Raw genomic sequence first — 20,964 nt, 5'->3', positions numbered from 1 at the left:
CATGGCGGCGCCGACCGTCTTCAGCACCGAGCGTCTGCGGCGGGCGCGCTTCGCCGTCGCCGCGGTCTTCTGCGTCCACGGCGCGGTGACCGGCAGCTTCGCGACCCGCATCCCGTGGATCCAGGAGCACGCGAGCGTCAGCGCCGGCCAGCTCGGGCTCGCGCTCGCGTTCCCCGCGCTCGGCGCCTCCGTCGCGATGCCGCTGGCCGGCGCCATCAGCCACCGCTTCGGCGCCCGCACGGCCCTGCGCGGCCTGCTCTCCCTGTGGACGCTGTCGCTGACCCTGCCCTCGCTGGCCCCGAACATCTGGGGGCTGTGCGGCGCGCTCTTCGTGTACGGCGCGACGGCGGGCATGTCCGACGTGGCGATGAACGCGCTCGGCGTCGAGACCGAGAACCGGCTCGGCAAGTCCATCATGTCGAGCCTGCACGGCATGTGGAGCGCGGGCGCGCTGCTCGGCTCGGCCGCCGGCACGGTCGCGGCCCACCTGGGCGGCGACGCCCGGATCCACCACCTGATCGCGGCCCTGACCCTCACCGCGCTCGGCCTGGTCTGCTGCCAGGGCGTCCTCGACGTCCACAGCACGCAGGACGAGGAGGCACCGCCGCGGTTCTCGCTGCCGCCGAAGGCCGCGCTGATCATCGGCGCCATCGGCTTCTGCGCGGTGTTCGCGGAGGGCGCCAGCCTCGACTGGTCGGCCGTCTACCTCCGGGACGAGCTGGGCACCTCGGCCGGGCTCGCGGCCGCCTCGACGACCGCCTTCGCGCTGACGATGGCCGTGGCCCGGCTGACCGGCGACCGCGTCGTGGACCGCTTCGGCGCGGTCCGTACGGTACGGGCCGGGGGCGCCGTCGCCACCCTCGGCGGGCTCATGGTCGTCCTCGCCCCGCACGCCGCCGTCGCGATGGCCGGATTCGGTCTCATCGGACTCGGTGTCGCCGTCGTCGTCCCGCTCGCCTTCGCCGCCGCGGCCCGCAGCGGCCCGAACCCCAGCCAGGCCATCGCGGGCGTCGCCACCATCACGTACACCTCGGGCCTCATCGCCCCCTCGGCGATCGGCGGCATCGCCGACGCGACCTCCCTCGTCTTCTCCTTCGGGCTGGTCACGCTGCTGGCCCTGGGTCTCGTGCTCGGCGCGGGCGTCCTGCGGCCCGGCGCGCGCGAGGCGGCGGCGTCGGCCAGGGCGGACGGCGCCCCCGCGAAGAGCTCCGGCCCGGTCGCGTAACCGCCGGTCCGCTCCGTACCGACGACGGAGCGCGGTTCCGGCGAGCCGCGGCGCATACCATGTGGCTGATCTTTTGCGGTCATGACACGGCCGCCGGAAACCTCGGAACGGGAGCGACCTCATGAACCTCGGCGTGCGCTGGACCCTGCACGGCGACGGGAGAACACCCGCTCCCGGGGCCGTCGTCCGGCCGGACGAGCGGCTCTCCTGGCCTCGCACCGTCGGGCTCGGCGCCCAGCACGTCGTCGCCATGTTCGGGGCGTCCTTCGTCGCCCCGGTCCTGATGGGCCTGGACCCGAACCTCGCGATCATGATGTCCGGTGTCGCGACCGCGATCTTCCTCCTCGCGACCCGCGGCACCGTCCCGTCCTACCTCGGCTGCTCGCTCTCCTTCGTCGGCGTCGCCGCCGCGATCCGGGCCTCGGGCGGCACCAGCGCCACCGTGACCGGCGCGGTCCTCGTCGTCGGCGCGGTGCTCTTCCTGGCCGGTCTGGCCGTACGGAAGTTCGGCGCGCGGATCATCCACGCGGCGATGCCCCCGATCGTGACCGGCGCCGTCGTCATGCTGATCGGCTTCAACCTGGCCCCGGTCACCGCGTCGACGTACTGGCCGCAGGACCAGTGGACGGCGCTGCTCGTGATGCTGTTCACCGGTCTGGCCGTGGTCTGCCTGCGCGGCTTCTGGTCGCGGATCGCGATCTTCCTCGGCCTGATCTTCGGCTACGCCATCTCCTGGATCTTCGACCTCGTCTTCGGCAAGATCCACTCGATGTCCCCGAGCGGCCAGGTCACCGACCACTGGCGGCTCGACCTCTCCGGCGTGTCGAAGGCCGACTGGATCGGCCTGCCGACCTTCCACGGACCGAGCTTCGAGTGGTCCGCGATCCTGGTCGCGCTGCCCGTGGTCATCGCGCTGATCGCCGAGAACGCCGGCCACGTCAAGGCCGTCGGCGAGATGACCGGCGACAACCTGGACGACAAGCTCGGCACCGCGATCGCCGCCGACGGCGCCGCCTCGGTGCTGTCGACCGCCGTGGGCGGCCCGCCGAACACCACGTACTCCGAGAACATCGGCGTCATGGCCGCCACCCGGGTCTACTCGACCGCCGCCTACTGGGCCGCGGCCGGCTTCGCCCTCCTCTTCGGCCTCTGCCCGAAGTTCGGCGCGATCGTCGCCGCCATCCCCGGCGGTGTCCTCGGCGGCATCACCGTGATCCTGTACGGCATGATCGGCCTGCTCGGCGCCCAGATCTGGATCAACGCCAAGGTCGACCTGCGCAACCCTCTCAATCTGGTCCCGGCCGCGGCCGGCATCATCATCGGCGTCGGCGGCGTGAAGCTCACCTTCACGGACACCTTCGAGCTGGGCGGCATCGCGCTCGGCACGATCGTCGTCATCACCGGCTACCACGTGCTGCGGGCCTTCGCCCCGCCCCACCTCAAGCAGCAGGAACCGCTCCTGGACTCGGGCACGAGCTCGTACGAGGGCACCCCGGGTCGGACCTCGGACGAGAGCACCCCGGGCGTGGAGCCGGCACCGAAGAACTGAGTGATTCGCCCGTTCTGGGTAAGCCGGGCCCCGGGGAGTTCCCTCCGGGCCCGGCGGCTGGAAGCCTGCCCCCATGGCGCAGACCCAGCAGGTCGGGCAGGACATCAGGCAGGACATCGGGCCGTTCTCGGCGGTCGACCCCGTGGTGGACCGGATGCGGTCACTCCGCTCCGCCTGGCATCCCGCCGACGGGGTCGCCGTCTTCAACCGGGTCTATCTGACGGTCACCGAGGAGATCGGCCGCGCCATCGAGGCGGGTACCTTCGCCGACCGCAAGGCCGCCTCCACCCTCGACGTGCGCTTCGCCGAGCGCTATCTCGCGGCGGTCGACTCCGTCGCCGGCGGCGGCCCGGCGCCCGCCTGCTGGCGGCCGCTGTTCCACTACCGGCGCCACCCCGGCGTACGCCCGCTGCAGTTCGCGCTCGCCGGGATCAACGCCCACGTCGGCCACGACCTGCCGCTCGCGGTGGTCGACGCGTGCCGGATCCTGGAGTGCGCGCCGACGGACCTGGAGGACGAGTTCGACCGGGTCGGCGACATCCTCGTCCTCCTGGAGGAGCGCATCCGGGAGGAACTGATGCCGGGCCCGGACCTCCTGGAGATCGCGGACCCGCTGACGCATCTGCTCGGCTGCTGGAGCCTGGACCGGGCCCGCGACGGGGCCTGGCTGTCGGCACGCTCGCTCTGGCAGCTGCGCGGGCTGCCCGAGCTGGCCGGGGAGTTCACGGAACGCCTCGACCGGTCGGTCGGCCTGGTGGGGCGGATGCTGCTCACGCCGCTCACCAGGCCCTGACCCGTACGGGGATCAGTCCTCCGGCAGCTCGACCGGGGCGATCTCCTCGTAGACGTCGCCCGGACCCGGGTTGGTGGCGTCGGTGCCGCCGCCGAAGTGGTGCATCACGCCCCACACCGCGTTGAGAGCCGTCTGCACCGCGCCCTCGGCCCAGCCGGCCGTCCAGGAGATGTCGTCGCCCGCGAGGAAGATGCCCCGCTTGTCCTCGGGCAGCCGGTCCTGCATGAAGTGCGTGAACAGGCGGCGCTGGTAGCGGTAGTGGCCCGGCAGGTTCGCCTTGAAGGCGCCCATGAAGTAGGGCTCGTTCTCCCAGGAGACCGTCACCGGGTTGCCGATGATGTGCTTCCGGATGTCGACCTTCGGGTAGATCTCGCCGAGCGACTTCAGCATGACCTCCATCCGCTCGTTGGCGGAGAGCGGCAGCCACTTCAGGCTGTCGTCGCACCAGGTGTACGAGAGGCAGATGGTGGCCGGCTTGTCCGGGCCGTCGTCGAGGAGGTACGTGCCGCGGGTCATCCGGTCGGTCAGCGTCATCGACATGACGTCGCGGCCGGTCTCCTCGTCCTTGTCCAGCCAGAACGGCCGGTCGACAGGGACGAAGAGCTTGGAGCTCTCCATGTAGTGGGTGCGCTCGATCGCCGTCCAGTGGTCGATCGGGAAGAGCGAGTCGTCGCAGGCGATCTTGGAGAGCAGCATCCAGGACTGGGCGGTGAAGATCGCCGCCGGGTACGTACGGATGTCGCCGGAGGCGTCGGTGACCGTGATCCGGTTGCCGGCGGTCCGGTTCAGCCGGGTCACGGCCGGCTTCGGGGCGCCCTCGTGCAGGGAGCTGAGCGACGTGCCCGGCGCCCAGTGGACGATCTTCTGCGGCTCGCGCTCCCACAGGCGCAGCGGCAGCTGCTGCGAGCCGCCCACGATGCCCCGGTGGTGGTCGTCCGCCTCGGTGTAGACGACGCGGAGGATCTCCAGGATGGAGTTGGGGAAGTCGGTGTCCCAGCCGCCGGTGCCGAAGCCGACCTGGCCGAAGATCTCGCGGTGCCGGAAGGACTTGAAGGACTCCGACTCGCAGAGGAAGCCGTAGAAGGTCTGGTTGTCGAGCTTCTCGACGAGCTTCGACCAGATCTCGCGGATGCGCGGGACGTCGCGCTCGCGCATGGCCTGGTTCATGTCGGAGAAGTCGGCGCCCTCGTCCAGGCAGGCGTTCCACGCGTTCATCACGTCGCGGTAGACCTGCGGCAGGTCGTCGACGGTGGTGGCGTAGTGCGACTCGCCCTTGAGGTCGACGACGGTCGACGGGGTCGACTCGGCCAGCGGGTTCGGGAAGGGCGTGGTCTCCAGGCCGACGAGGTCGATGTAGTGCTGGAGCGCGGTCGAGGACGGCGGGAAGCGCATGGCACCCATCTCCGCGGTCAGGCCCTCGGTGGCGGTGCCCTCGAAGCCGACCGTGCGCAGTCGGCCGCCGATCTGGTCGGCCTCGTAGACGACGGGCTTGAGGCCCATCTTCATGAGCTCGTACGCGGCGATGATGCCGGAGAGACCGCCGCCGATGACGGCGACCTCGGTGCCGTGCTCGGTGGCCGGTATCTGGCCGAGCCCGGCCGGGTGGGCCAGGAAGTCGTCGTACGCGTACGGGAAGTCCGGGCCGAACATCGTGATCGGCGGCTGGCCGTCGCTGTGGGGGACGGCGGTCGTGGGCACCGTGGACGTCATGGGGTACGGACTCCTTGCACGGAAAAGATGAGGCAGGTCGGGAAGGCGGGGGCGGGCGGGCTCAGACGAGGGGGCCGTAGAGGCCCGGGCGCCGGTCGCGGAGGTAGGGGTTCTCCGCGCGGGAGGCCGCCAGGAAGTCGGGGTCGACGTCGCCGATGACGAGTTCCTCGCCGCGCCCGGCGCGGGCCCGGGCGGTGCCGTCGGGGCCGGCCAGGGCGGAGAGGCCGACGAACTCGAAGGCGCCCTCGGGGCCGGTCCGGTTGGCGTACGCGAGGTAGAGCTGGTTCTCGAAGGCGCGGACCGGGACCACGGACAGGGGCACGATCTCGGCGGGGTGCATCAGCGCGGTCGGGACGAGGAGGAGGTCCGTACCGGCCAGCGCGTGCGCCCGTACGTTCTCGGGGAACTCGACGTCGTAGCAGATCATCATGCCGACGGTGAGGCCGTCGATCTCCGCCTGGACGACGGCCTGGTCACCGGGGGTGAACCAGGTCAGCTCGAAGTCGCCGAAGAGGTGGGTCTTGCGGTAGTGCGCGAGGGGGGCGCCGTCGGCGCCGATGAGCTGCGCGGAGTTGTAGAGGACCCCGTGCCGCTCGGTGTCCCGCTCCGGGTAGCCGTAGCCGACGGCGAGGCCGTGGCGCACGGCGATCGCCGCGACGGCGCGGGCGGAGGGGCCGTCGGCCGGCTCGGCCAGGCGCGCGATGTCGGCGCCGATGGCGTAGCCGGTGAGGAACAGCTCGGGGGCGAGCAGCAGGCCCGCTCCGGCGGCCGCGGCACGGGCGGCGGCCTCGTCGAGGATCTTGAGGTTGGCGGCCACGTCACCGAGCTCGCCGGAGCTCTGGAGCAGGGCGGTGCGCAGCGCGGGCATGGGCGATCCTCGGGGGGTCGGAGTACAAGGGGAAGACGTCAAAAACGGTACGGTTTCGCGCTCTGTTCGGACAAGGCGGGAGCGTTGCGGACCGACCGTCGAACCATTGCGCGATCCACGCCCCGCGTGGCGATTCGTTGCGTACGGCTCCGCCGGGGGGTCGTACGGCTCCCCCGCCGCGCGGCGGAGACGGGAACCGTCCTGCGGCTCGACGCCGTGGCGCGGCCTGCGCGGAAGAGTGGTCCTCGTCCGGAAGACCTGCCGGACGACCTGCCGAAAGGACCGGGAAAGACCATGAACCGTCGTACGAAGACCGTCGCCGTCGCCGCCGCCGTTCTGCTCACCCTGGGAGCCGGGGGTATCGCCGCGGCGGACGACGCTCCCGCCCCGGCCGCGGCCTCGGTCGCGGCCACCGTCAAGGAGGCCGCCGCGCTGACCGGCACCGCGAAGCTGTACCGGCCGGCCGGCGACGACATCACGTTCTCCTTCGACGCGCATCTGGCGGCGAAGGACAACAAGGATCCGCAGGCCGCGACGGGCACCTTCCGGTTCAGCCACTACAAGGACGGGAAGGGCGGCTACGCGGTGGCCAAGGTCGACTGCCTCACCACGGGCGGCAAGGTGGCCGTGGTGACGGGCGTCGTGACCGAGACCGACGTGGACGCCTTCCGGAACAAGCGCGTCGGGATCTCGGTGCACGACAACGGGAAGCGCGACCGTCTGGGCTACAGCTGGATCGGGCGCGACACGAACCTGGAGGTTCCGCCGTGCCTGAGCTCCGCCCCCTTCGAGAAGGTGCAGCCGGGCACCGGTGACTTCAAGGTGCTGCCCTGGCAGCTCGACTACCCGACCGAGTAGACCCGCCCCACGGGGGTGGGCGGGCGAGGGGCGGTGCGGGAACCACGGCCCGCACCGCCCCGACCGCCCGTGCCCCGCAGTCCCGCGCAGGACTGCGCGGGACCACGAGGGAGTACGAGGGAGTACGAGGGACTACGCAGGACTACGCGGGCGAGCCCGAGGAGAAGCGCCGCAGCAGCGGCGAGAGCACCAGGACGGACTTGGTGCGCTCCACGAAGGGCTCGCCCGCGATCCGCTCCAGGACGCGCTCGAAGTGGCGCATGTCCGAGGCGAAGACCTGGACGACGGCGTCCGCGTCACCGGTGACGGTCGACGCGGACACCACCTCGGGGTACCGCTCCAGACCTCGCCGGATGTCGTCCGGCGAGGTGTTGTGGCGGCAGTAGATCTCGACGAAGCCCTCGGTCTCCCAGCCGAGCGCCGCCGGGTCCACCCGTACGGTGAATCCGGTGATGGCGCCCTCGGCCCTGAGCCGGTCCACGCGCCGTTTCACGGCGGGCGCCGAGAGGCCGACGAGCGAGCCGATGTCGGCGTAGCTGCGGCGGGCGTCTTCCGCGAGGGCGTGGACGATGCGTTCGTCGAGGTCGTTCAGTCGCACTGCGGGTGGATCACTTCTCTGATGTGGCCAGTCGGGAGCGGCGCATGCCGTACAGGAAGTAGAACACGAGGCCGGCCACCATCCAGCCACCGAAGACGATCCACGTGGCGGTGTCCAGACTGAACATCATGTAGCCGCAGGCGAGCAGGCCGAGGATCGGCGTGATCGGGAAGAGCGCGACCTTGAAGGTGCGCGGCAGGTCGGGGCGGGTCCTGCGCAGGATGACGACGGCGACGTTGACGAGGCCGAAGGCGAAGAGCGTGCCGATGCTGGTGGCGTCGGCGAGCTTGCCGAGCGGGATGAAGGCCGCGAGGGTGCCGCAGAAGAGGGAGACGATCACCACGTTGACGCGGGGGGCGCCGGACTTGGCCTCGACCTTGGCGAAGACCCTGGGGACGAGCCCGTCGCGCGACATGGCGAAGAGGATGCGGGTCTGGCCGTAGAGGACGGCGAAGACGACGGAGGCGATGGCGACGACGGCGCCGGCGGCGAGGACGACACCCCAGAAGGTGTGCCCCGAGACGTCGGTCATGATCTGGGCGAGCGCGGCCTCGGTGGACCCGAAGTCCTGCCACGGCATGGCGCCGACGGCGACGAAGGCGACGAGGACGTAGAGCACGGTGACGATCAGCAGCGAGAGCATGATCGCGCGGGGCAGGTCGCGCTTGGGATTCTTGGCCTCCTCACCGGCGGTGGAGGCGGCGTCGAAGCCGATGTACGAGAAGAAGAGGGTGGCGGCGCCGGCGCTGATGCCCGTGATGCCGAGCGGGGCGAGGGGCGTGTAGTTGCCGCCCTTGATGCCCAGGAAGCCGATGCCGATGAAGAGCAGCAGGGTGACGATCTTCACCGCGACCATGATCGAGTTGATCCGGGCGCTCTCCTTGGCGCCGCGCATCAGGAACACCATGGCGAGCAGCACGACGACCAGCGCGGGCAGGTTGATGAAGCCGCCCTCGCCCATCGGGGACGAGACCTGTTCGGGGATGGTGAACCCCAGGGTGCCGTCGAGGAGTTCGTTGAGGTACTCGCCCCAGCCGACGGCGACCGCCGCGACGGAAACGCCGTACTCCAGGACCAGGCACCAGCCGCAGACCCAGGCGACGAGCTCACCCATCGTTGCGTACGCATACGAGTACGAGGATCCGGAGACGGGCACCGATCCGGCCAGCTCCGCGTAGGACAGGGCGGAGAAGAGCGCGGTCAGGCCCGCGATCACGAAGGAGATCGTCACGGCGGGGCCGGCCTTGGGGGCGGCGTCGCCGAGGACGACGAAGATGCCGGTGCCGAGCGTGGCACCGATGCTGATCATGGTCAGCTGCCACATGGAGAGGGAACGGCGGAGGCTGCCGCCCTCACCCTGCCCACCCTCCATGACCAGGCGTTCCACCGGCTTGCGCCGGGTGAGTGCGCTGAGCGCGGAGGTCTTGGGGGTGGTCGTGTCGACGACCGGTGGGGCTGCGCCGTGGTCCAGCACTGCGGAGGCTCCTTATCGCTGCCTGTAGGCGGTGGGACGACCACGGCGGCCCGTGGGCACGCCGAAGCAAGCCCACGAGGGAGGGGAACCGCCGAGCAGGCGGTCGCCGCCACTCCTGGTACGGGGCACGAGCCTAAGGGGCCGAGGTTCGCACTCGTAATGCAGGGTTGTTGCGCACTGCCGGATGATCATTGCGCGCTCGCGGCGCAGACGGGGAAACATTGCGCGCCCCTGCATGAATCGGCACATTGGGGTCCCCGACGACGCTCCGCACGCGCGCGTGCACGTGCCTTGACTCCTCGTGCCCGATGACCCACGCTGCGAGCCCCCCGCAATCCCACGATCGGAGACCTCGGTGGGCTGGCTCGCCCCGGCGCCCTTCCTGCGCGGCACGGCCTGGCTCGACGGGGACCGGCCGGTGCGGGCGGACCCGGCCGATCTGGAGCGGCTCCCGTGGGACATCGCGGAGAGGGCCGCGCTGCCCATCGGCGTACGCGTCGAGTTCACGGCGGAGCCCGGGACGCGCGCGGTGGAGCTGCGCTACCGGGCGGCCGTCCCGGAGCCGGACGACCCGCTCGCCGCGCTGCGCCACTGCTTCGCTCTCTGGCAGGGCCGGCGGCTCGTGGGCGAGACCTGCGCCGTCCCGGCGCCGGAGGGCACGGTCAGCCTCCCGCTGCCCCCGTGCGGCGGTGTCTTCACCGTCCACCTCCCCGAGGGCCAGTCACCGCTCCCGCTCGCCCTGCGGGCCGTCGGCGGCCGCCTCTCCCCCGCCCCGGTCCGGCCCCGCTGGCTCGTCCACGGCGACTCGATCACCGAGGGCTGGTGGGCGACCCGTCCCGCGCACTCCTGGCCCGCCACGGCGGGGCGGCTGCTCGGACTCGACCCGGTCAATCTGGGGTACGCGGGCGGGGCGCGCGGCGAGCTCCCGCTGGCCGAGCACCTCGCACGGCTCCCGGGCGAGGTGGTCACCCTCGCCTTCGGCACCAACTGCTGGTCCCGGGTGCCGGCGACGGCCGACTGGCTGTACGCGACCGTGCGGGCGTTCGTCGGCCTGGTCCGCCACGGCCATCCGGCCGTCCCGCTGCTGATCGTCTCGCCCGTCCTGCGCCCGGAGGCCGAGCACACCCGCAACGCCCTCGGAGCGACCCTCACGGAGCTCCGCAGGGCCATGGAGCGCGCGGGCCGCGACCTGGCTGCCGAGGGCGACCGACGGCTCCTGGTCCTCCCGGGGCGCTCCCTGCTCGGCCCCGAGCACCTGGCGGACGGGCTGCACCCGAACGACCGGGGGCACGCCCGGATCGCGGCGGCGGTGGCGGAGGCCCTGCTCCCCCACCTGCCGGTCAGCCGCCCCGTACCCCCAGGGACCTGACCACGAACGTGCCGCCGTCCGCGTGCGCGTGCGTGCGGCCCTCCTCGTCCGTCCGGGTCCACCGGTCGGTGTACGTGACGACGGGTTCGTAGCCGAGCCGCGCGTACAGCGCCGCCGCCCGCGGGTTGTCATCGCCCACGCCGAGGCCCAGCGCCGCCCCGCCGCGCTCCCGCACCAGCTCCTCGGGCGCGTGGATCAGGGCCGTCCCGATGCCCTGTCCGCGGAGCTCCGCGGGCCATACGTCCAGGCCGTTGAGCTCGGGGCAGTCGCCGAGAACGGCCCGTACCTCGGGCGCGGCGCAACCGTCCCAGCGCACCAGCCCGTTGCCCACCGGCACACCGTCCCGCCAGGCGACGAGGTACGTCCCGGCCCCGGTCTCCTGGCGCGCGAACCGGTCGGCGTGCCGGCTCGGCGCCCCGGGGGTGGGGAGGTGACGGTCGAGCAGGGGCACGTCGGCGGCGCGGCAGGGCCTGATCTCCATGCGCCGACGGTACGGGAACGCCGTGGGCCCCCGGGAGGATTTTCCCGGGGGCCCACGGCGTGACGAACGAGAGGTACTAGCTCCAGCTGGCGTGCAGCGGCTTGCCCTCGGCGTAGCCGGCGGCGGACTGGATGCCGACCACGGACTTCTCCTCGAACTCGGCGAGCGAGCCCGCACCGGCGTAAGTGCAGGAGGAGCGGACGCCCGCGATGATCGAGTCGATCAGGTCCTCGACGCCCGGACGGCTCGGGTCGAGGAACATGCGGGAGGTGGAGATGCCCTCCTCGAACAGCGCCTTGCGGGCGCGGTCGTAGGAGGACTCCTCGCTCGTGCGGTTCTTGACGGCGCGGGCGGAGGCCATGCCGAACGACTCCTTGTAGAGCCGGCCGTTGGCGTCCTGCTGGAGGTCGCCCGGGGACTCGTACGTCCCGGCGAACCAGGAGCCGATCATGACGTTCGACGCGCCGGCGGCGAGCGCCATGGCGACGTCGCGCGGGTGCCGGACGCCACCGTCGGCCCAGACGTGCTTGCCGTACTTCTTCGCCTCGGCGGCGCACTCCAGGACGGCGGAGAACTGCGGCCGGCCGACGCCGGTCATCATGCGGGTGGTGCACATGGCGCCGGGGCCGACGCCGACCTTGATGATGTCGGCGCCCGCCTCGATGAGGTCCTTGACGCCCTCGGCGGCGACGATGTTGCCCGCGACGATCGGGACCTGCGGGTCGAGCGCCCGGACGGCCTTGATCGCGGCGATCATCGACTCCTGGTGGCCGTGCGCCGTGTCGATGACGAGCGTGTCCACGCCCGCGTCGAGGAGCTGCTTGGCCTTGCCGGTGAAGTCGCCGTTGATGCCGACGGCGGCGGCGATGCGCAGCTTGCCCTGGGCGTCGGTGGCCGGCGTGTACAGGGTCGCGCGGAGCGCGCCCTTGCGGGTCAGGATGCCGACCAGCTTGCCGTCCTTGTCGACGGCCGGGGCGTAGCGGCGGTTGGCCTGGTCCAGCGTGTTGAACGCCTCGCGCGGCTCGATGTCGGCGTCGATGAGGAGCAGGTCCTTCGACATGACCTCGGACAGCTGGGTGAAGCGGTCCACGCCGGACAGGTCGGCGTCGGTGACGACACCGATCGGGCGGCGGTGCTCGTCGACGACGACGCCGGCGCCGTGGGCCCGCTTCGGCAGCAGGGAGAGCGCGTCGGCGACGGTCTGGTGGGGCTCCAGGACGATCGGGGTGTCGAGCACGTGGTGACGGCTCTTGACCCACGAGATGACGTCGGTGACGACCTCGATCGGGATGTCCTGGGGGATGACGACCAGGCCGCCGCGCCGGGCGACGGTCTCGGCCATGCGACGGCCGGCGATGGCGGTCATGTTGGCGACGACCAGCGGGATCGTCGTCCCGGTTCCGTCCGGCGAGGAGAGGTCCACCGCCTGGCGGGAACCGACGGCCGAGCGGCTCGGCACCATGAACACATCGTCGTACGTCAGGTCGTAGGGCGGCTTGACGTCATTGAGGAAACGCACGTGCTGACATCCCAGTCGTTCGGATCGGCCCCTAGGCATTTCAGCCAGGGGAAAAAGCACGTAGTTCATTCTCCCACGCCAGTACGAATACCAGCCCCGGTCGATTCATCCGAGGCTTGCGGGAGGTGCTTCGTCGGATCCTACGAAGCCTTCGCCCAGGGCGAGGAGGACGGAGAGGTGGGTGGGGCGCTCGTCGACCGCTGTGGCGAAGACGTCCTGAGCGGTCCGCCACTCGTGGGGGCGCACCGTGGCGTATCCCTGCCAGCCGGTGACGACGAGCGCGACGGGCTCGGGGAGATCGGTGAGGCAGTCGGCCAGGGCGTCCCAGTTCCGGCCGAACCACGCGGGCAGCTCCAGGACCACGGCGCACCGGTCCATGAGGGCGGCCTTGTCCGTGACCCCGGCCAGGTCGAGGACGACGGCGTCGGCGAGTCTCATCCGCGCACCTCCCGGAAGGTCTCGTAGTGGTCGTCGGTCCAGTAGATCTCGCCGCCCCGCCCGGTGACGATCCGGCGCGCCCCGCGGTCGCGCTCGCCGGGGGTCTTCACGGTGTACTCGCGGTAGTAGCCGCGGGCCTCACGGGGCAGGTTCCGCTCGAAGTTCGAGAAGACGGCGCCGTCCTTGGCGTACGGGTAGGGGCCGCCGCGCGCGATGAGGTCGAGGGTCCTGCGCGCCTCGGGCGGCAGGTCGGCGGCTCGTACGGTGGACAGCCCCGAGGTCCCGGTGGCCTCGGCGGCCGGCGCGGTGCCCGCGGGGGCCGCGGCGGTCGACCCCGTGGAGACCGTGTCGCTCGCGGAGGAGCACCCGGCCAGGAAGACGCACAGGACGAGCGCGAGGAGCACGCGAAGGGGCCGGAGCAACATGTCCCGAACATACCGTTGCGGGATGGCTCCGGCCCCTGGGATCGCGGGGTGTCGGACAGGGCCTGTCCGGCGGATCAGCGGCCCCGGCCATGACCCGCCGGACAGGCCCTAGCTGCCGTCGGGGTCCGCCCGGTCGAGCGCCGGGTGCGTGCCGGGGCTGGACTCGGTCAGCAGGTAGTCGGCCGCGGCGCGGTCCGTCACCAGGCTGGTGACGAGCCCGGAGCGGAGGACCGCCCCGATGGCCGCCGCCTTGCGCTGCCCGCCGGCGATCGCCACGACCTCAGGGATGCGCCGCAGGCGGTCCGCCTCGACGGTGATGCACCGCTCGCCCAGGTCGCGGCCGACGCGGCGGCCCTCGGCGTCGAAGAGGTGCGCGGACATCTCGGCGGCGACGCCCAGCGAGGCGTAGTGGGCGCGCTCCGCGTCGGAGAGCATGTCGTGCACGGTCGAGATGCCCGGCTCCCAGGAGCCGATGGACACGCAGGCGACCGTCACCTTGTCGAAGTACTCGAAGGCCCGCGCGATGCCGGTCTGGCTGCGCAGCGCCGCCGCGGTCGCCGGGTCGGGCAGCAGCATGGGCGCGTAGATCGGGTGCGCCTCGCCGCCGGAGACCTGGGCGGCACGCCGTACCGCCTCGACCGAGCCGCGCTCGGCGGTCCCGGCGTCGTACACGCCGGTGAGCTGCACGACCGTACAGGGCGGCAGCCGGTCGAGCGCCGCCGCCATGTGGATGGTGGAGCGGCCCCAGGCGAGGCCCAGGACGTCTCCCTCGGTGACCAGCTCGCCGAGCAGGTCGGCCGCGACCTCGCCGAGGTTCTCCGGGTCGGGCGACTCGTCCTCGCCCTCCGCGGGGGATTCGACGACGACGGCGTGGCGGAGCCCGTAGCGGGCGCGGAGCGCGTCGGAGCGCTCGGCGTCCAGCTCGGCCGGCACGCGGATCTCGATGCGCACGAGGTCGCGCTCCAGGGCGGTCTCCAGGACCCGCGCCACCTTGAAGCGGCTCACGCCGAACTCCTCGGCGATCTGGATCTTGGACTTGCCCTCGAGGTAGAAGCGGCGGGCCATGGCCGCCGCCTGCACCAGCTCCGCGGGGCCCATCCGCAGGGCTGACCGTCCCGCCGACATACCGGCCACCGCGATCTCCTCACTGCTGTTCACGTACCGCTGTTCGCATACGGCTGTTCGCATACGGCTGTCGTTCACACTCTGGACTCGCCGTTCATCCTGTCAGATCCGGCGGGCCTTGATCAGTCCTGTCGGCGGCCCGACGGACCGCGTTCATCCGGCGGAGGCTCAGTGGCCACACGCCCACGCGGCGGAGGCCGTCGTGGCCTCGGCGCGGGCCCGCAGCGAGGCGACGGCGGCCGCCGGGTCGGCCGCGCCGTAGACCGCCGAGCCCGCGACGAACACGTCGGCGCCGGCCTCGGCGCACCGCTCGATGGTGGACTCGGCGACCCCGCCGTCGACCTGGAGCCACAGCTCCAGACCGTGCTTGGAGATCAGCTCGCGGGTGCGGCGGATCTTGGGCAGCATGATGTCGAGGAAGGCCTGGCCGCCGAAGCCCGGCTCGACCGTCATGATCAGCAGCATGTCGAGCTCGGGGAGCAGGTCCTCGTACGGCTCGATCGGCGTGGCCGGCTTGAGCGCCATCGAGGCCCGCGCACCCTTGGCCCGGATCTCCCGCGCGAGCCGCACGGGAGCGGCCGCGGCCTCCACGTGGAAGGTCACCGACCCGGCGCCCGCCTCCACGTACTGGGGCGCCCAGCGGTCGGGGTCCTCGATCATGAGGTGGCAGTCGAGGGGCGTCCCCGTGGCCCGGGCGAGCGACTCGACGATCGGCACCCCCAGCGTCAGGTTGGGCACGAAGTGGTTGTCCATCACGTCGACGTGCAGCCAGTCGGCGCCCTCGACGGCCTTCGCCTCCTCGGCGAGCCGGGCGAAGTCCGCGGACAGGATGCTGGGGTTGATCTGCGCCATGTGCCAAGCCTCCCACGTTCTTGGGTACTTCTTTGCCGCTCAGCGGTTTCGGATCCGGTCCAGACCAATTTCGGTACGAAGCGACGAGTCCTGGACCGGGACGGACCGGGAGAATGCGGTCAGGTGATCGAAGGGGCGGGCGCCCCGGGACACCCCGGGGCGCCCCGCCGTCAGGCCGTGCGGCGCAGCAGCGCCAGGTACATGGCGTCCGTACCGTGCAGATGCGGCCACAGCTGGATGTCCGGGCCGTCGCCGAGCGCCGGCACGCCGGGCAGCAGCGGACGGGCGTCGATCAGCTCGGCGCCGCCGACCTTCTTCAGGACGTCGTCGACGACCACGCGGGTCTCGGCCAGGTGCGGCGAGCAGGTCGCGTACCCGACGATCCCGCCGACGCGCACGGCCCGCAGCGCCTCCGTGAGCAGCCCGCGCTGGAGCGGCGCGAAGCCGTCCAGGTCCTCGGGGCGCCGGCGCCAGCGGGCCTCGGGGCGGCGGCGCAGGGCGCCGAGACCCGAGCAGGGCACGTCCATCAGGACCCGGTCGAAGGAGCCGGGGCGCCACGGCGGACGGGTGCCGTCGGCGGCGATGACCTGGTAGGGGCCGGGGTTGCCCGCGAGGGCGCGCTCGACGAGGCGGGCGCGGTGCGGCTGCTTCTCGGAGGCGAGCAGCGCGGCGCCGCGCTCGGAGGCGACGGCGGCGAGCAGGGCGGCCTTGCCGCCGGGGCCCGCGCAGCCGTCGAGCCAGCGGGCGTCGGAGCCTTCGAGCGGTGCGTTGGCGAGGGCGAGGGCGACGAGCTGGCTGCCCTCGTCCTGGACGCCCGCCCTGCCGTCCTTGACCGCCTCGATGGCGCCGGGCTCGCCGCCCTCGGCCATCCGGAGGGCGTACGGGGACCAGCGGCCCGGCAGCGTCTCGGTGGCCGCGGCGAGCTCCTCGGTGGTGGAGCGGCCGGGGCGGGCGACGAGGGTGACCTCGGGACGCTCGTTGTCGGCCTCCAGGAGGTCCTCGATGCCGGCGCGGCCGCCGCCGAGGGCGTCCCAGAGCGCCGAGACGACCCAGCGGGGGTGCGAGTGGACGACGGCGAGGTGGTCCTCGGCGTCCTGGTCGTACGGCGGGGCGACCTGCGCCACCCAGGCGTCGAGGTCCTGCTGCGAGATCTTCCGCAGCACGGCGTTCACGAACTTGGCCCGACCGTCGCCGAGGACCACCCGGGCCAGCTCGACGCTGGCGGAGACGGCGGCGTGCGTGGGGATCCGGGTCCCGAGCAGCTGGTGCGCGCCGAGCGCGAGCACGTCGAGCACCGGCGGGTCGACCTCGCGCAGCGGCCGGTCGATGCAGGCGGAGATGATCGCGTCGTACGTGCCCTGGCGCCGCAGCGTCCCGTAGACGAGTTCGGTCGCGAGGGCCGCGTCGCGCCCGTCGAAGTCGTCCTTCTCGCGGGCCTTCTTGAGCAGCGGCGGGAGCACCAGGTTCGCGTAGGCGTCGCGCTCGTCCACCGCCCTCAGCGCCTCGAAGGCGAGCATCCGGACGGGGTCCTTCTGGGGCCTCCGGTAGGGCTTGTGGGGACGGCGACTTGCCTGCTCGCTCAAAAGTGCTCCGCGTGACGAAATGAAGAGGTCGAACCCTCCAAGACTACGTCCGCCGCGCCCCCGCTCGTGTCCGGGGCGCCGCCGCGCCCCGGACACCCCCGCGCTACGCGCCCAGCCGCTCGCCGGGGGCGATGCGGACGCCGCGGGCCCAGTCGGCGGCCTTCATCGGCTTCTTGCCCTGCGGCTGGACCCAGAGGAGCTCGACGCCGTACGAGCCGGTGCCCGCGTACACGTTGTTCTTGCCGACCACGAGCTCGCCGGGGGCCAGGTCGGTGCGGTCCGGGAGGGGGGTGACCTGAATCAGCTTGAGGCGCTCGCCGCGGAAGACGGTCCAGGCACCGGGGGCCGGGGTGCAGCCGCGGACCACGCGGTCGACCCGCAGGGCGGGGGCCGCGAAGTCCACGTGCGCGTCCTCGACCTGGATCTTCGGGGCGAGGGTGATGCCCTCGACGGGCTGCGGGACGGCCTGGAGGGCGCCGTCCTCGATGCCGTCCATGGTCGCGGCGAGCAGTCCGGCACCCGCGAAGGCGAGCCGGGTCAGCAGGTCGCCGCTGGTGTCGGTCGGGCGGATGTCCTCGGTGACGACGCCGTAGACCGGGCCGGAGTCGAGGCCCTCCTCGATGAGGAAGGTGGACGCGCCCGTCACCTGGTCGCCCGCCATCAGGGAGTGCTGCACGGGCGCCGCGCCGCGCCACGAGGGCAGCAGCGAGAAGTGCAGGTTGACCCAGCCCCGCGTGGGGATGTCGAGGGCGACCTTGGGAAGCAGCGCGCCGTACGCGACGACCGGGCAGCAGTCCGGGGCGATCTCCCGGAGCCGGGCCAGGAAGTCCTCGTCGCGGGGCCTGGCCGGCTTGAGGACCTCGATCCCGGCCTCCTCGGCCCGCTGGGCCACCGGACTGGAGACGAGCCGCCGGCCGCGCCCCGCCGGAGCGTCCGGCCGGGTGACCACGGCGGCCACCTCGTGCCGGCCGGAGGCGAGCAGGGCGTCCAGGGCGGGTACGGCGACCTCGGGGGTGCCTGCGAAGACGAGCTTCATGGGTGGCGGCTGCCTGTCTGTCCGGGGGTGTTGCGAGCGACGCACCAGTCTAGGTCGTGTCGCCGGGGGGCGTACGTACGGACGAGCGCCCCGCGCATATGCGTGTACGCCCCCGCAGCGTGACCCAACTCCCGGTGGCGCGTTGGTCAAGAGAGATTGACCGAATCGGGTCGCCGTTCCCCCCTGCGACCCGCTCCCTTTACACGCCGGTTCGAGAGGCTTTCACATGGCCGACCACGCAGCCCACGACGCCCAAGCCCGGGCGAGTCTGCACCTGTTGGTGCGGGACATCGAGCGGGTCCGGCGGCAGGTGGACGCACTGCGCACGCTCACGGCCCAGCTGGGCAATGTCTACCGCCCCCGCCGCTCCGGCCCGTCGACGGGCTTCGTCGTCTACGGGCGCGCGCCCGCCCCGACCGTACGCCTCGCCCAGGAACTGCGGGACAGCGTCGAGACCCTGGTGACCGCGGCGGTCGACTTCGACCGCTCGCTCGGCTTCTCGTGGGACGCGGTGGGTTCCGCGCTCGGCGTCACCAAGCAGGCCGTCCACCGCCGCTACGGTGCCCGGCGCGCGCCCCAGCCGGGCGTCGCCGTGGAGCAGGACCACACCACGGAGCCGGGGGTGACCCGCACGCTTCCCTCGGTGCCCGCCGCCCGCTCGATGCCGCCGCAGCCCACCTCGGGCAGTGCCACCCTCCGCGAGGAGCCGCGCCCGTCGGCCTTCCCCGGCCCGCGCAACGGCTGACCCGACCCGCGCCGACGGCCGCCGCCCCTCCGGGGACCGGCGGCCGTCTCGCGTGTCGGCCGGCAGCGCGCAGGCCTGCCAACGGCTGCCGGCGCGTAAGCCCGCCGTCGACTGCTCACGCGTACGCCTGCCATCGGCCGCCGGCCGTACGTCTGCCGTCAGCCGATGTCCGGCGGGTCCACGCGGATCCGCACCGGTTCGCCTCCGCCGCGCGCGAGCCCGGTCGCCCTGGCCTGCTTGAGGGACGCCGCCAGGGCCGCCCCGCTGCCCGGCGGTACGCGGACCAGGGCCCGCTCCCACTGCTCGCCCGGGGGCGGATCGCCGGGGCGGCGCGGCCCGCCGGGGCGGACCACCGGCAGCGGCACCGGACCGAGGACCTCCGCGTCGCCGGGCAGCCCGGCCGCCGCCAGGAACCCCTCGACCGCCTCCGCGGGACCGGACACCGCCGCCATGCGGGAGACCGGCGGGAAGCCCAGCTCGGCCCGCTCGGCCAGCTCCCGCTGGGCGTGCCCGACCGGGTCCCAGCGGACGAGCGCCTGGACCGGCCGGAGCGTCGGCTCGGCGACCACGACCACCGTGCCGCCCTCGGCCTGGCCCCGTACGAGGGAGGCCGCGTCGATCCAGCGGCGCAGCGCCTCCTCGCCCGCGCGCAGGTCCGGCCGGCCGAGCATGGCCCAGCCGTCGAGCAGGAGCGCGGCCGCGTAGCCGCCCTCGGCGACGGGTTCGGCGCCGGGGGTCGAGACGACGAGCGCGGGGCGCCCGGGCACGGTGTCCAGGATGTGGTCGCGTCCCGAGGTCCGTACCGGCACCGCGGGAAACGCCCGGCCGAGCTCCTCCGCCGTGCGCCGCGCGCCGACCACCTGGGCCCGCAGCCGGTTCGAGCCGCACTCCACGCAGTGCCAGTCGGGCGCGCCGAGTCCGCACCAGCCGCAGCGCAGCTCCTGCTGCTCGGGGGCCTCCAGGGGCCCTGCGCAGTGGCGGCAGCGGGCGGGCGTCCGGCAGCGCTCGCAGGCCAGCCTCGGTACGTATCCGCGCCGGGGCACCTGGACGAGCACCGGCCCGGTCTTCAGCCCTTCCCGTACGGCCTGCCAGGCCAGCGAGGGCAGCCGCGCGGCGCGCGCGGCCTCGTCGCGGGCCAGCTCGCCGTCGCCCACGGTCCGGATCAGGGGGGCGGCCCTGCGGACCTGCTCGCGTCCGGCGACGAGGGCCTTGGCCCAGCCGGACTCCACCAGCTGGGCGGCCTCGACGGTGCAGCTCGTGCTGCCGAGGAGGAAGGCGCACCGGTCGTGGGCTGCGCGCAGCAGCAGCACCTCGCGCGCGTGGGGCTGTGGGGCGTGCGGCTCGCTGTGGCTGCCGTCGCCGTCGTCCCAGATGACGGCGAGCCCGAGGTCCCGTACGGGGGCGAACATCGCGGCCCGGGTGCCGACGACGGCCCGCACGGAGCCGCGCCGGACGGCGAGCCACTGCCCGTACCGCTTCTCGGGGCCCGCGTCGGCGGTGAGCAGCGCGTGCCGCCCCGGCCCCAGGACCTCGGTCAGCGCCGCGTCGACCCGCCCGGCCGCCCGGCCGTCGGGTACGACGACGAGGGCACCCCGGCCGGAGGCCAGGGTCGCGGCGACGGCCCGGGCGATCTCCTCGGCCCAGTGCGGTCCCGGGAGCGCGTTCCACACGGCCCGGGGCGCGCCGCCGCGCGCGAGGGAGTCGAGGAAGGCGGGCCCCTGCTCGTACCGGGTCCAGCTCCCCGGCTCGGGGGCCTGCGGCGGCGGCAGGGGTTCCGGGGAGGTCCGGCCCTCGGCACGGGCGCTGCGCGGCGGCACGGCGAGCTGGAGCACGTCGGCGAGGCTGCCCGCGTAGCGGTCGGCGACGGCCCGGGCGAGGCCGAGCAGCTCGGGGCCGAGCACCGGCTCGGGCGAGACGACGTCGGCGAGGGCGGCGAGGGGGCCGGAGTAGTCGGAGGTGGCCCGCCGCTCGACGAGGAAGCCGTCGATCAGCCGTCCGCCCTCGCGGCGCCCGTTCCTCACCTGGTGGGCGCCCGCCCCGAACCGCACGCGGACGCGCACGCCGGGCCGGGCGACGTCGTCCAGCTCCTCGGGGACCGCGTAGTCGAAGAACTGGTCGAGGTGGAGCGACCCCTTGTTCACGATGACCCGGGCGACGGGCAGCTCCTTGGCCAGCGCGGCCCCTCGCCAGGTCCGCGGCTTGGCCTTCGGTACGTTCGCCTTCCGCACGGTCTCCCGAATGAGCGCGAGCTGCTCGGGCCCGCCGGAATTCTCCTTCTCGCTGCTCACAGCCCCATACCTACCAGACGGCACCGAC

19 protein-coding genes are annotated in these 20,964 nt (G+C 73.1%); 6 read left to right on the top strand and 13 right to left on the bottom strand.

What is annotated here, in order from left to right; genetic code table 11:
- Nucleotide 1 precedes the first annotated feature (1 nt).
- The 3 genes from ACFC0G_RS32680 to ACFC0G_RS32670 all read left to right on the top strand — a co-directional run bounded on the left by ACFC0G_RS32680 (nucleotide 2) and on the right by ACFC0G_RS32670 (nucleotide 3,567).
- Nucleotides 2-1,225 (top strand): MFS transporter, encoded by a 1,224-nt coding sequence (locus ACFC0G_RS32680; RefSeq protein WP_376410383.1) that lies wholly within the window; start codon nucleotides 2-4, stop codon nucleotides 1,223-1,225.
- Between the two features lie 121 nt (nucleotides 1,226-1,346).
- Nucleotides 1,347-2,774 (top strand): uracil-xanthine permease family protein, encoded by a 1,428-nt coding sequence (locus ACFC0G_RS32675; RefSeq protein WP_376410380.1) that lies wholly within the window; start codon nucleotides 1,347-1,349, stop codon nucleotides 2,772-2,774.
- 73 nt (nucleotides 2,775-2,847) lie between these two features.
- Nucleotides 2,848-3,567 carry a DUF5995 family protein gene (locus ACFC0G_RS32670; RefSeq protein WP_376410377.1) on the top strand — a complete coding sequence of 240 codons (720 nt, stop codon included), beginning with the start codon at nucleotides 2,848-2,850 and terminating at the stop codon, nucleotides 3,565-3,567.
- 12 nt (nucleotides 3,568-3,579) lie between these two features.
- Here ACFC0G_RS32670 and ACFC0G_RS32665 read toward each other — a convergent pair whose 3' ends face one another.
- Both ACFC0G_RS32665 and ACFC0G_RS32660 read right to left on the bottom strand, forming a co-directional pair.
- Nucleotides 3,580-5,277 (bottom strand): NAD(P)/FAD-dependent oxidoreductase, encoded by a 1,698-nt coding sequence (locus ACFC0G_RS32665; RefSeq protein WP_314613831.1) that lies wholly within the window; start codon nucleotides 5,275-5,277, stop codon nucleotides 3,580-3,582.
- Nucleotides 5,278-5,338: 61 nt separating this feature from the next.
- Nucleotides 5,339-6,145, bottom strand: coding sequence for a carbon-nitrogen hydrolase family protein (locus ACFC0G_RS32660; RefSeq protein WP_376410373.1), 807 nt, complete (start codon nucleotides 6,143-6,145; stop codon nucleotides 5,339-5,341).
- A 294-nt stretch (nucleotides 6,146-6,439) separates the two neighbouring features.
- Between ACFC0G_RS32660 and ACFC0G_RS32655 the strand changes: the two genes are divergently transcribed.
- On the top strand, nucleotides 6,440-7,003 hold the full coding sequence (locus tag ACFC0G_RS32655; protein ID WP_376410370.1) for a Repetin: 564 nt from the start codon (nucleotides 6,440-6,442) through the stop codon (nucleotides 7,001-7,003).
- Nucleotides 7,004-7,145: 142 nt separating this feature from the next.
- On the opposite strand, the gene ACFC0G_RS32650 is transcribed toward ACFC0G_RS32655, so the two are convergent.
- Together ACFC0G_RS32650 and ACFC0G_RS32645 are read right to left on the bottom strand one after the other, a co-directional pair.
- A complete protein-coding gene (locus ACFC0G_RS32650; RefSeq protein ID WP_015032260.1) occupies nucleotides 7,146-7,601 on the bottom strand; it encodes an Lrp/AsnC family transcriptional regulator in 456 nt (151 codons plus the stop codon).
- 10 nt (nucleotides 7,602-7,611) lie between these two features.
- Nucleotides 7,612-9,075, bottom strand: a complete 1,464-nt coding sequence (locus ACFC0G_RS32645; protein ID WP_376410367.1) for an amino acid permease — start codon at nucleotides 9,073-9,075, stop codon at nucleotides 7,612-7,614.
- A gap of 355 nt (nucleotides 9,076-9,430) precedes the next feature.
- Here ACFC0G_RS32645 and ACFC0G_RS32640 point away from each other — a divergent pair, with 355 nt between their 5' ends.
- The gene (locus ACFC0G_RS32640; protein ID WP_376410364.1) at nucleotides 9,431-10,444 is read left to right on the top strand and encodes a GDSL-type esterase/lipase family protein; all 1,014 of its coding nucleotides are present in this window, start codon (nucleotides 9,431-9,433) and stop codon (nucleotides 10,442-10,444) included.
- Here ACFC0G_RS32640 and ACFC0G_RS32635 read toward each other — a convergent pair.
- The 8 genes from ACFC0G_RS32635 to fmt all read right to left on the bottom strand — a co-directional run bounded on the left by ACFC0G_RS32635 (nucleotide 10,416) and on the right by fmt (nucleotide 17,903).
- Nucleotides 10,416-10,925, bottom strand: coding sequence for a GNAT family N-acetyltransferase (locus ACFC0G_RS32635; RefSeq protein ID WP_376410361.1), 510 nt, complete (start codon nucleotides 10,923-10,925; stop codon nucleotides 10,416-10,418). The two genes, ACFC0G_RS32640 and ACFC0G_RS32635, sit on opposite strands and share 29 nt — an antisense overlap.
- 76 nt (nucleotides 10,926-11,001) lie before the next feature.
- Entirely contained in the window at nucleotides 11,002-12,444 is a 1,443-nt protein-coding gene (locus tag ACFC0G_RS32630; protein WP_376410358.1) for a GuaB1 family IMP dehydrogenase-related protein, read from the bottom strand.
- 105 nt (nucleotides 12,445-12,549) lie between these two features.
- Nucleotides 12,550-12,882 carry a barstar family protein gene (locus tag ACFC0G_RS32625; protein WP_376410355.1) on the bottom strand — a complete coding sequence of 111 codons (333 nt, stop codon included), beginning with the start codon at nucleotides 12,880-12,882 and terminating at the stop codon, nucleotides 12,550-12,552.
- Complete coding sequence (locus ACFC0G_RS32620; protein ID WP_376410353.1) at nucleotides 12,879-13,307, bottom strand: ribonuclease domain-containing protein; 429 nt, start codon at nucleotides 13,305-13,307, stop codon at nucleotides 12,879-12,881. Before ACFC0G_RS32620 ends, ACFC0G_RS32625 begins: the two co-directional genes overlap by 4 nt.
- A 108-nt stretch (nucleotides 13,308-13,415) precedes the next feature.
- Nucleotides 13,416-14,465, bottom strand: coding sequence for a sugar-binding transcriptional regulator (locus ACFC0G_RS32615; RefSeq protein ID WP_376410564.1), 1,050 nt, complete (start codon nucleotides 14,463-14,465; stop codon nucleotides 13,416-13,418).
- A 135-nt stretch (nucleotides 14,466-14,600) separates the two neighbouring features.
- Nucleotides 14,601-15,284 carry a ribulose-phosphate 3-epimerase gene (rpe, locus tag ACFC0G_RS32610; protein ID WP_024760842.1) on the bottom strand — a complete coding sequence of 228 codons (684 nt, stop codon included), beginning with the start codon at nucleotides 15,282-15,284 and terminating at the stop codon, nucleotides 14,601-14,603.
- Between the two features lie 170 nt (nucleotides 15,285-15,454).
- Nucleotides 15,455-16,867, bottom strand: a complete 1,413-nt coding sequence (locus ACFC0G_RS32605; protein ID WP_376410350.1) for an RsmB/NOP family class I SAM-dependent RNA methyltransferase — start codon at nucleotides 16,865-16,867, stop codon at nucleotides 15,455-15,457.
- Between the two features lie 103 nt (nucleotides 16,868-16,970).
- Complete coding sequence (gene fmt, locus ACFC0G_RS32600) at nucleotides 16,971-17,903, bottom strand: methionyl-tRNA formyltransferase (RefSeq protein WP_376410347.1); 933 nt, start codon at nucleotides 17,901-17,903, stop codon at nucleotides 16,971-16,973.
- Between the two features lie 226 nt (nucleotides 17,904-18,129).
- Between fmt and ACFC0G_RS32595 the strand changes: the two genes are divergently transcribed.
- Nucleotides 18,130-18,648, top strand: a complete 519-nt coding sequence (locus ACFC0G_RS32595) for a hypothetical protein (RefSeq protein WP_376410345.1) — start codon at nucleotides 18,130-18,132, stop codon at nucleotides 18,646-18,648.
- Between the two features lie 158 nt (nucleotides 18,649-18,806).
- Here the strand turns inward: ACFC0G_RS32595 and ACFC0G_RS32590 are convergent, their stop codons facing one another.
- Nucleotides 18,807-20,936, bottom strand: a complete 2,130-nt coding sequence (locus ACFC0G_RS32590) for a primosomal protein N' (RefSeq protein WP_376410342.1) — start codon at nucleotides 20,934-20,936, stop codon at nucleotides 18,807-18,809.
- Nucleotides 20,937-20,964: the final 28 nt, after the last annotated feature.

Source organism: Streptomyces sp. NPDC056169 (assembly GCF_042268445.1).
GTDB lineage: Bacteria > Actinomycetota > Actinomycetes > Streptomycetales > Streptomycetaceae > Streptomyces.
This window is presented reverse-complemented; position numbering and strand designations above follow the sequence as displayed.

Bases quoted from the DNA above. Each gene is read 5' to 3' on its own strand.
- ACFC0G_RS32680 (WP_376410383.1), top strand. From the start codon at position 2: ATGGCGGCGCCGACCGTCTTCAGCACCGAGCGTCTGCGGCGGGCGCGC.
- ACFC0G_RS32675 (WP_376410380.1), top strand. From the start codon at position 1,347: ATGAACCTCGGCGTGCGCTGGACCCTGCACGGCGACGGGAGAACACCC.
- ACFC0G_RS32670 (WP_376410377.1), top strand. From the start codon at position 2,848: ATGGCGCAGACCCAGCAGGTCGGGCAGGACATCAGGCAGGACATCGGG.
- ACFC0G_RS32665 (WP_314613831.1), bottom strand. From the start codon at position 5,277: ATGACGTCCACGGTGCCCACGACCGCCGTCCCCCACAGCGACGGCCAG.
- ACFC0G_RS32660 (WP_376410373.1), bottom strand. From the start codon at position 6,145: ATGCCCGCGCTGCGCACCGCCCTGCTCCAGAGCTCCGGCGAGCTCGGT.
- ACFC0G_RS32655 (WP_376410370.1), top strand. From the start codon at position 6,440: ATGAACCGTCGTACGAAGACCGTCGCCGTCGCCGCCGCCGTTCTGCTC.
- ACFC0G_RS32635 (WP_376410361.1), bottom strand. From the start codon at position 10,925: ATGGAGATCAGGCCCTGCCGCGCCGCCGACGTGCCCCTGCTCGACCGT.
- ACFC0G_RS32625 (WP_376410355.1), bottom strand. From the start codon at position 12,882: ATGAGACTCGCCGACGCCGTCGTCCTCGACCTGGCCGGGGTCACGGAC.
- ACFC0G_RS32620 (WP_376410353.1), bottom strand. From the start codon at position 13,307: ATGTTGCTCCGGCCCCTTCGCGTGCTCCTCGCGCTCGTCCTGTGCGTC.
- rpe (WP_024760842.1), bottom strand. From the start codon at position 15,284: ATGGCGCAGATCAACCCCAGCATCCTGTCCGCGGACTTCGCCCGGCTC.
- fmt (WP_376410347.1), bottom strand. From the start codon at position 17,903: ATGAAGCTCGTCTTCGCAGGCACCCCCGAGGTCGCCGTACCCGCCCTG.
- ACFC0G_RS32595 (WP_376410345.1), top strand. From the start codon at position 18,130: ATGGCCGACCACGCAGCCCACGACGCCCAAGCCCGGGCGAGTCTGCAC.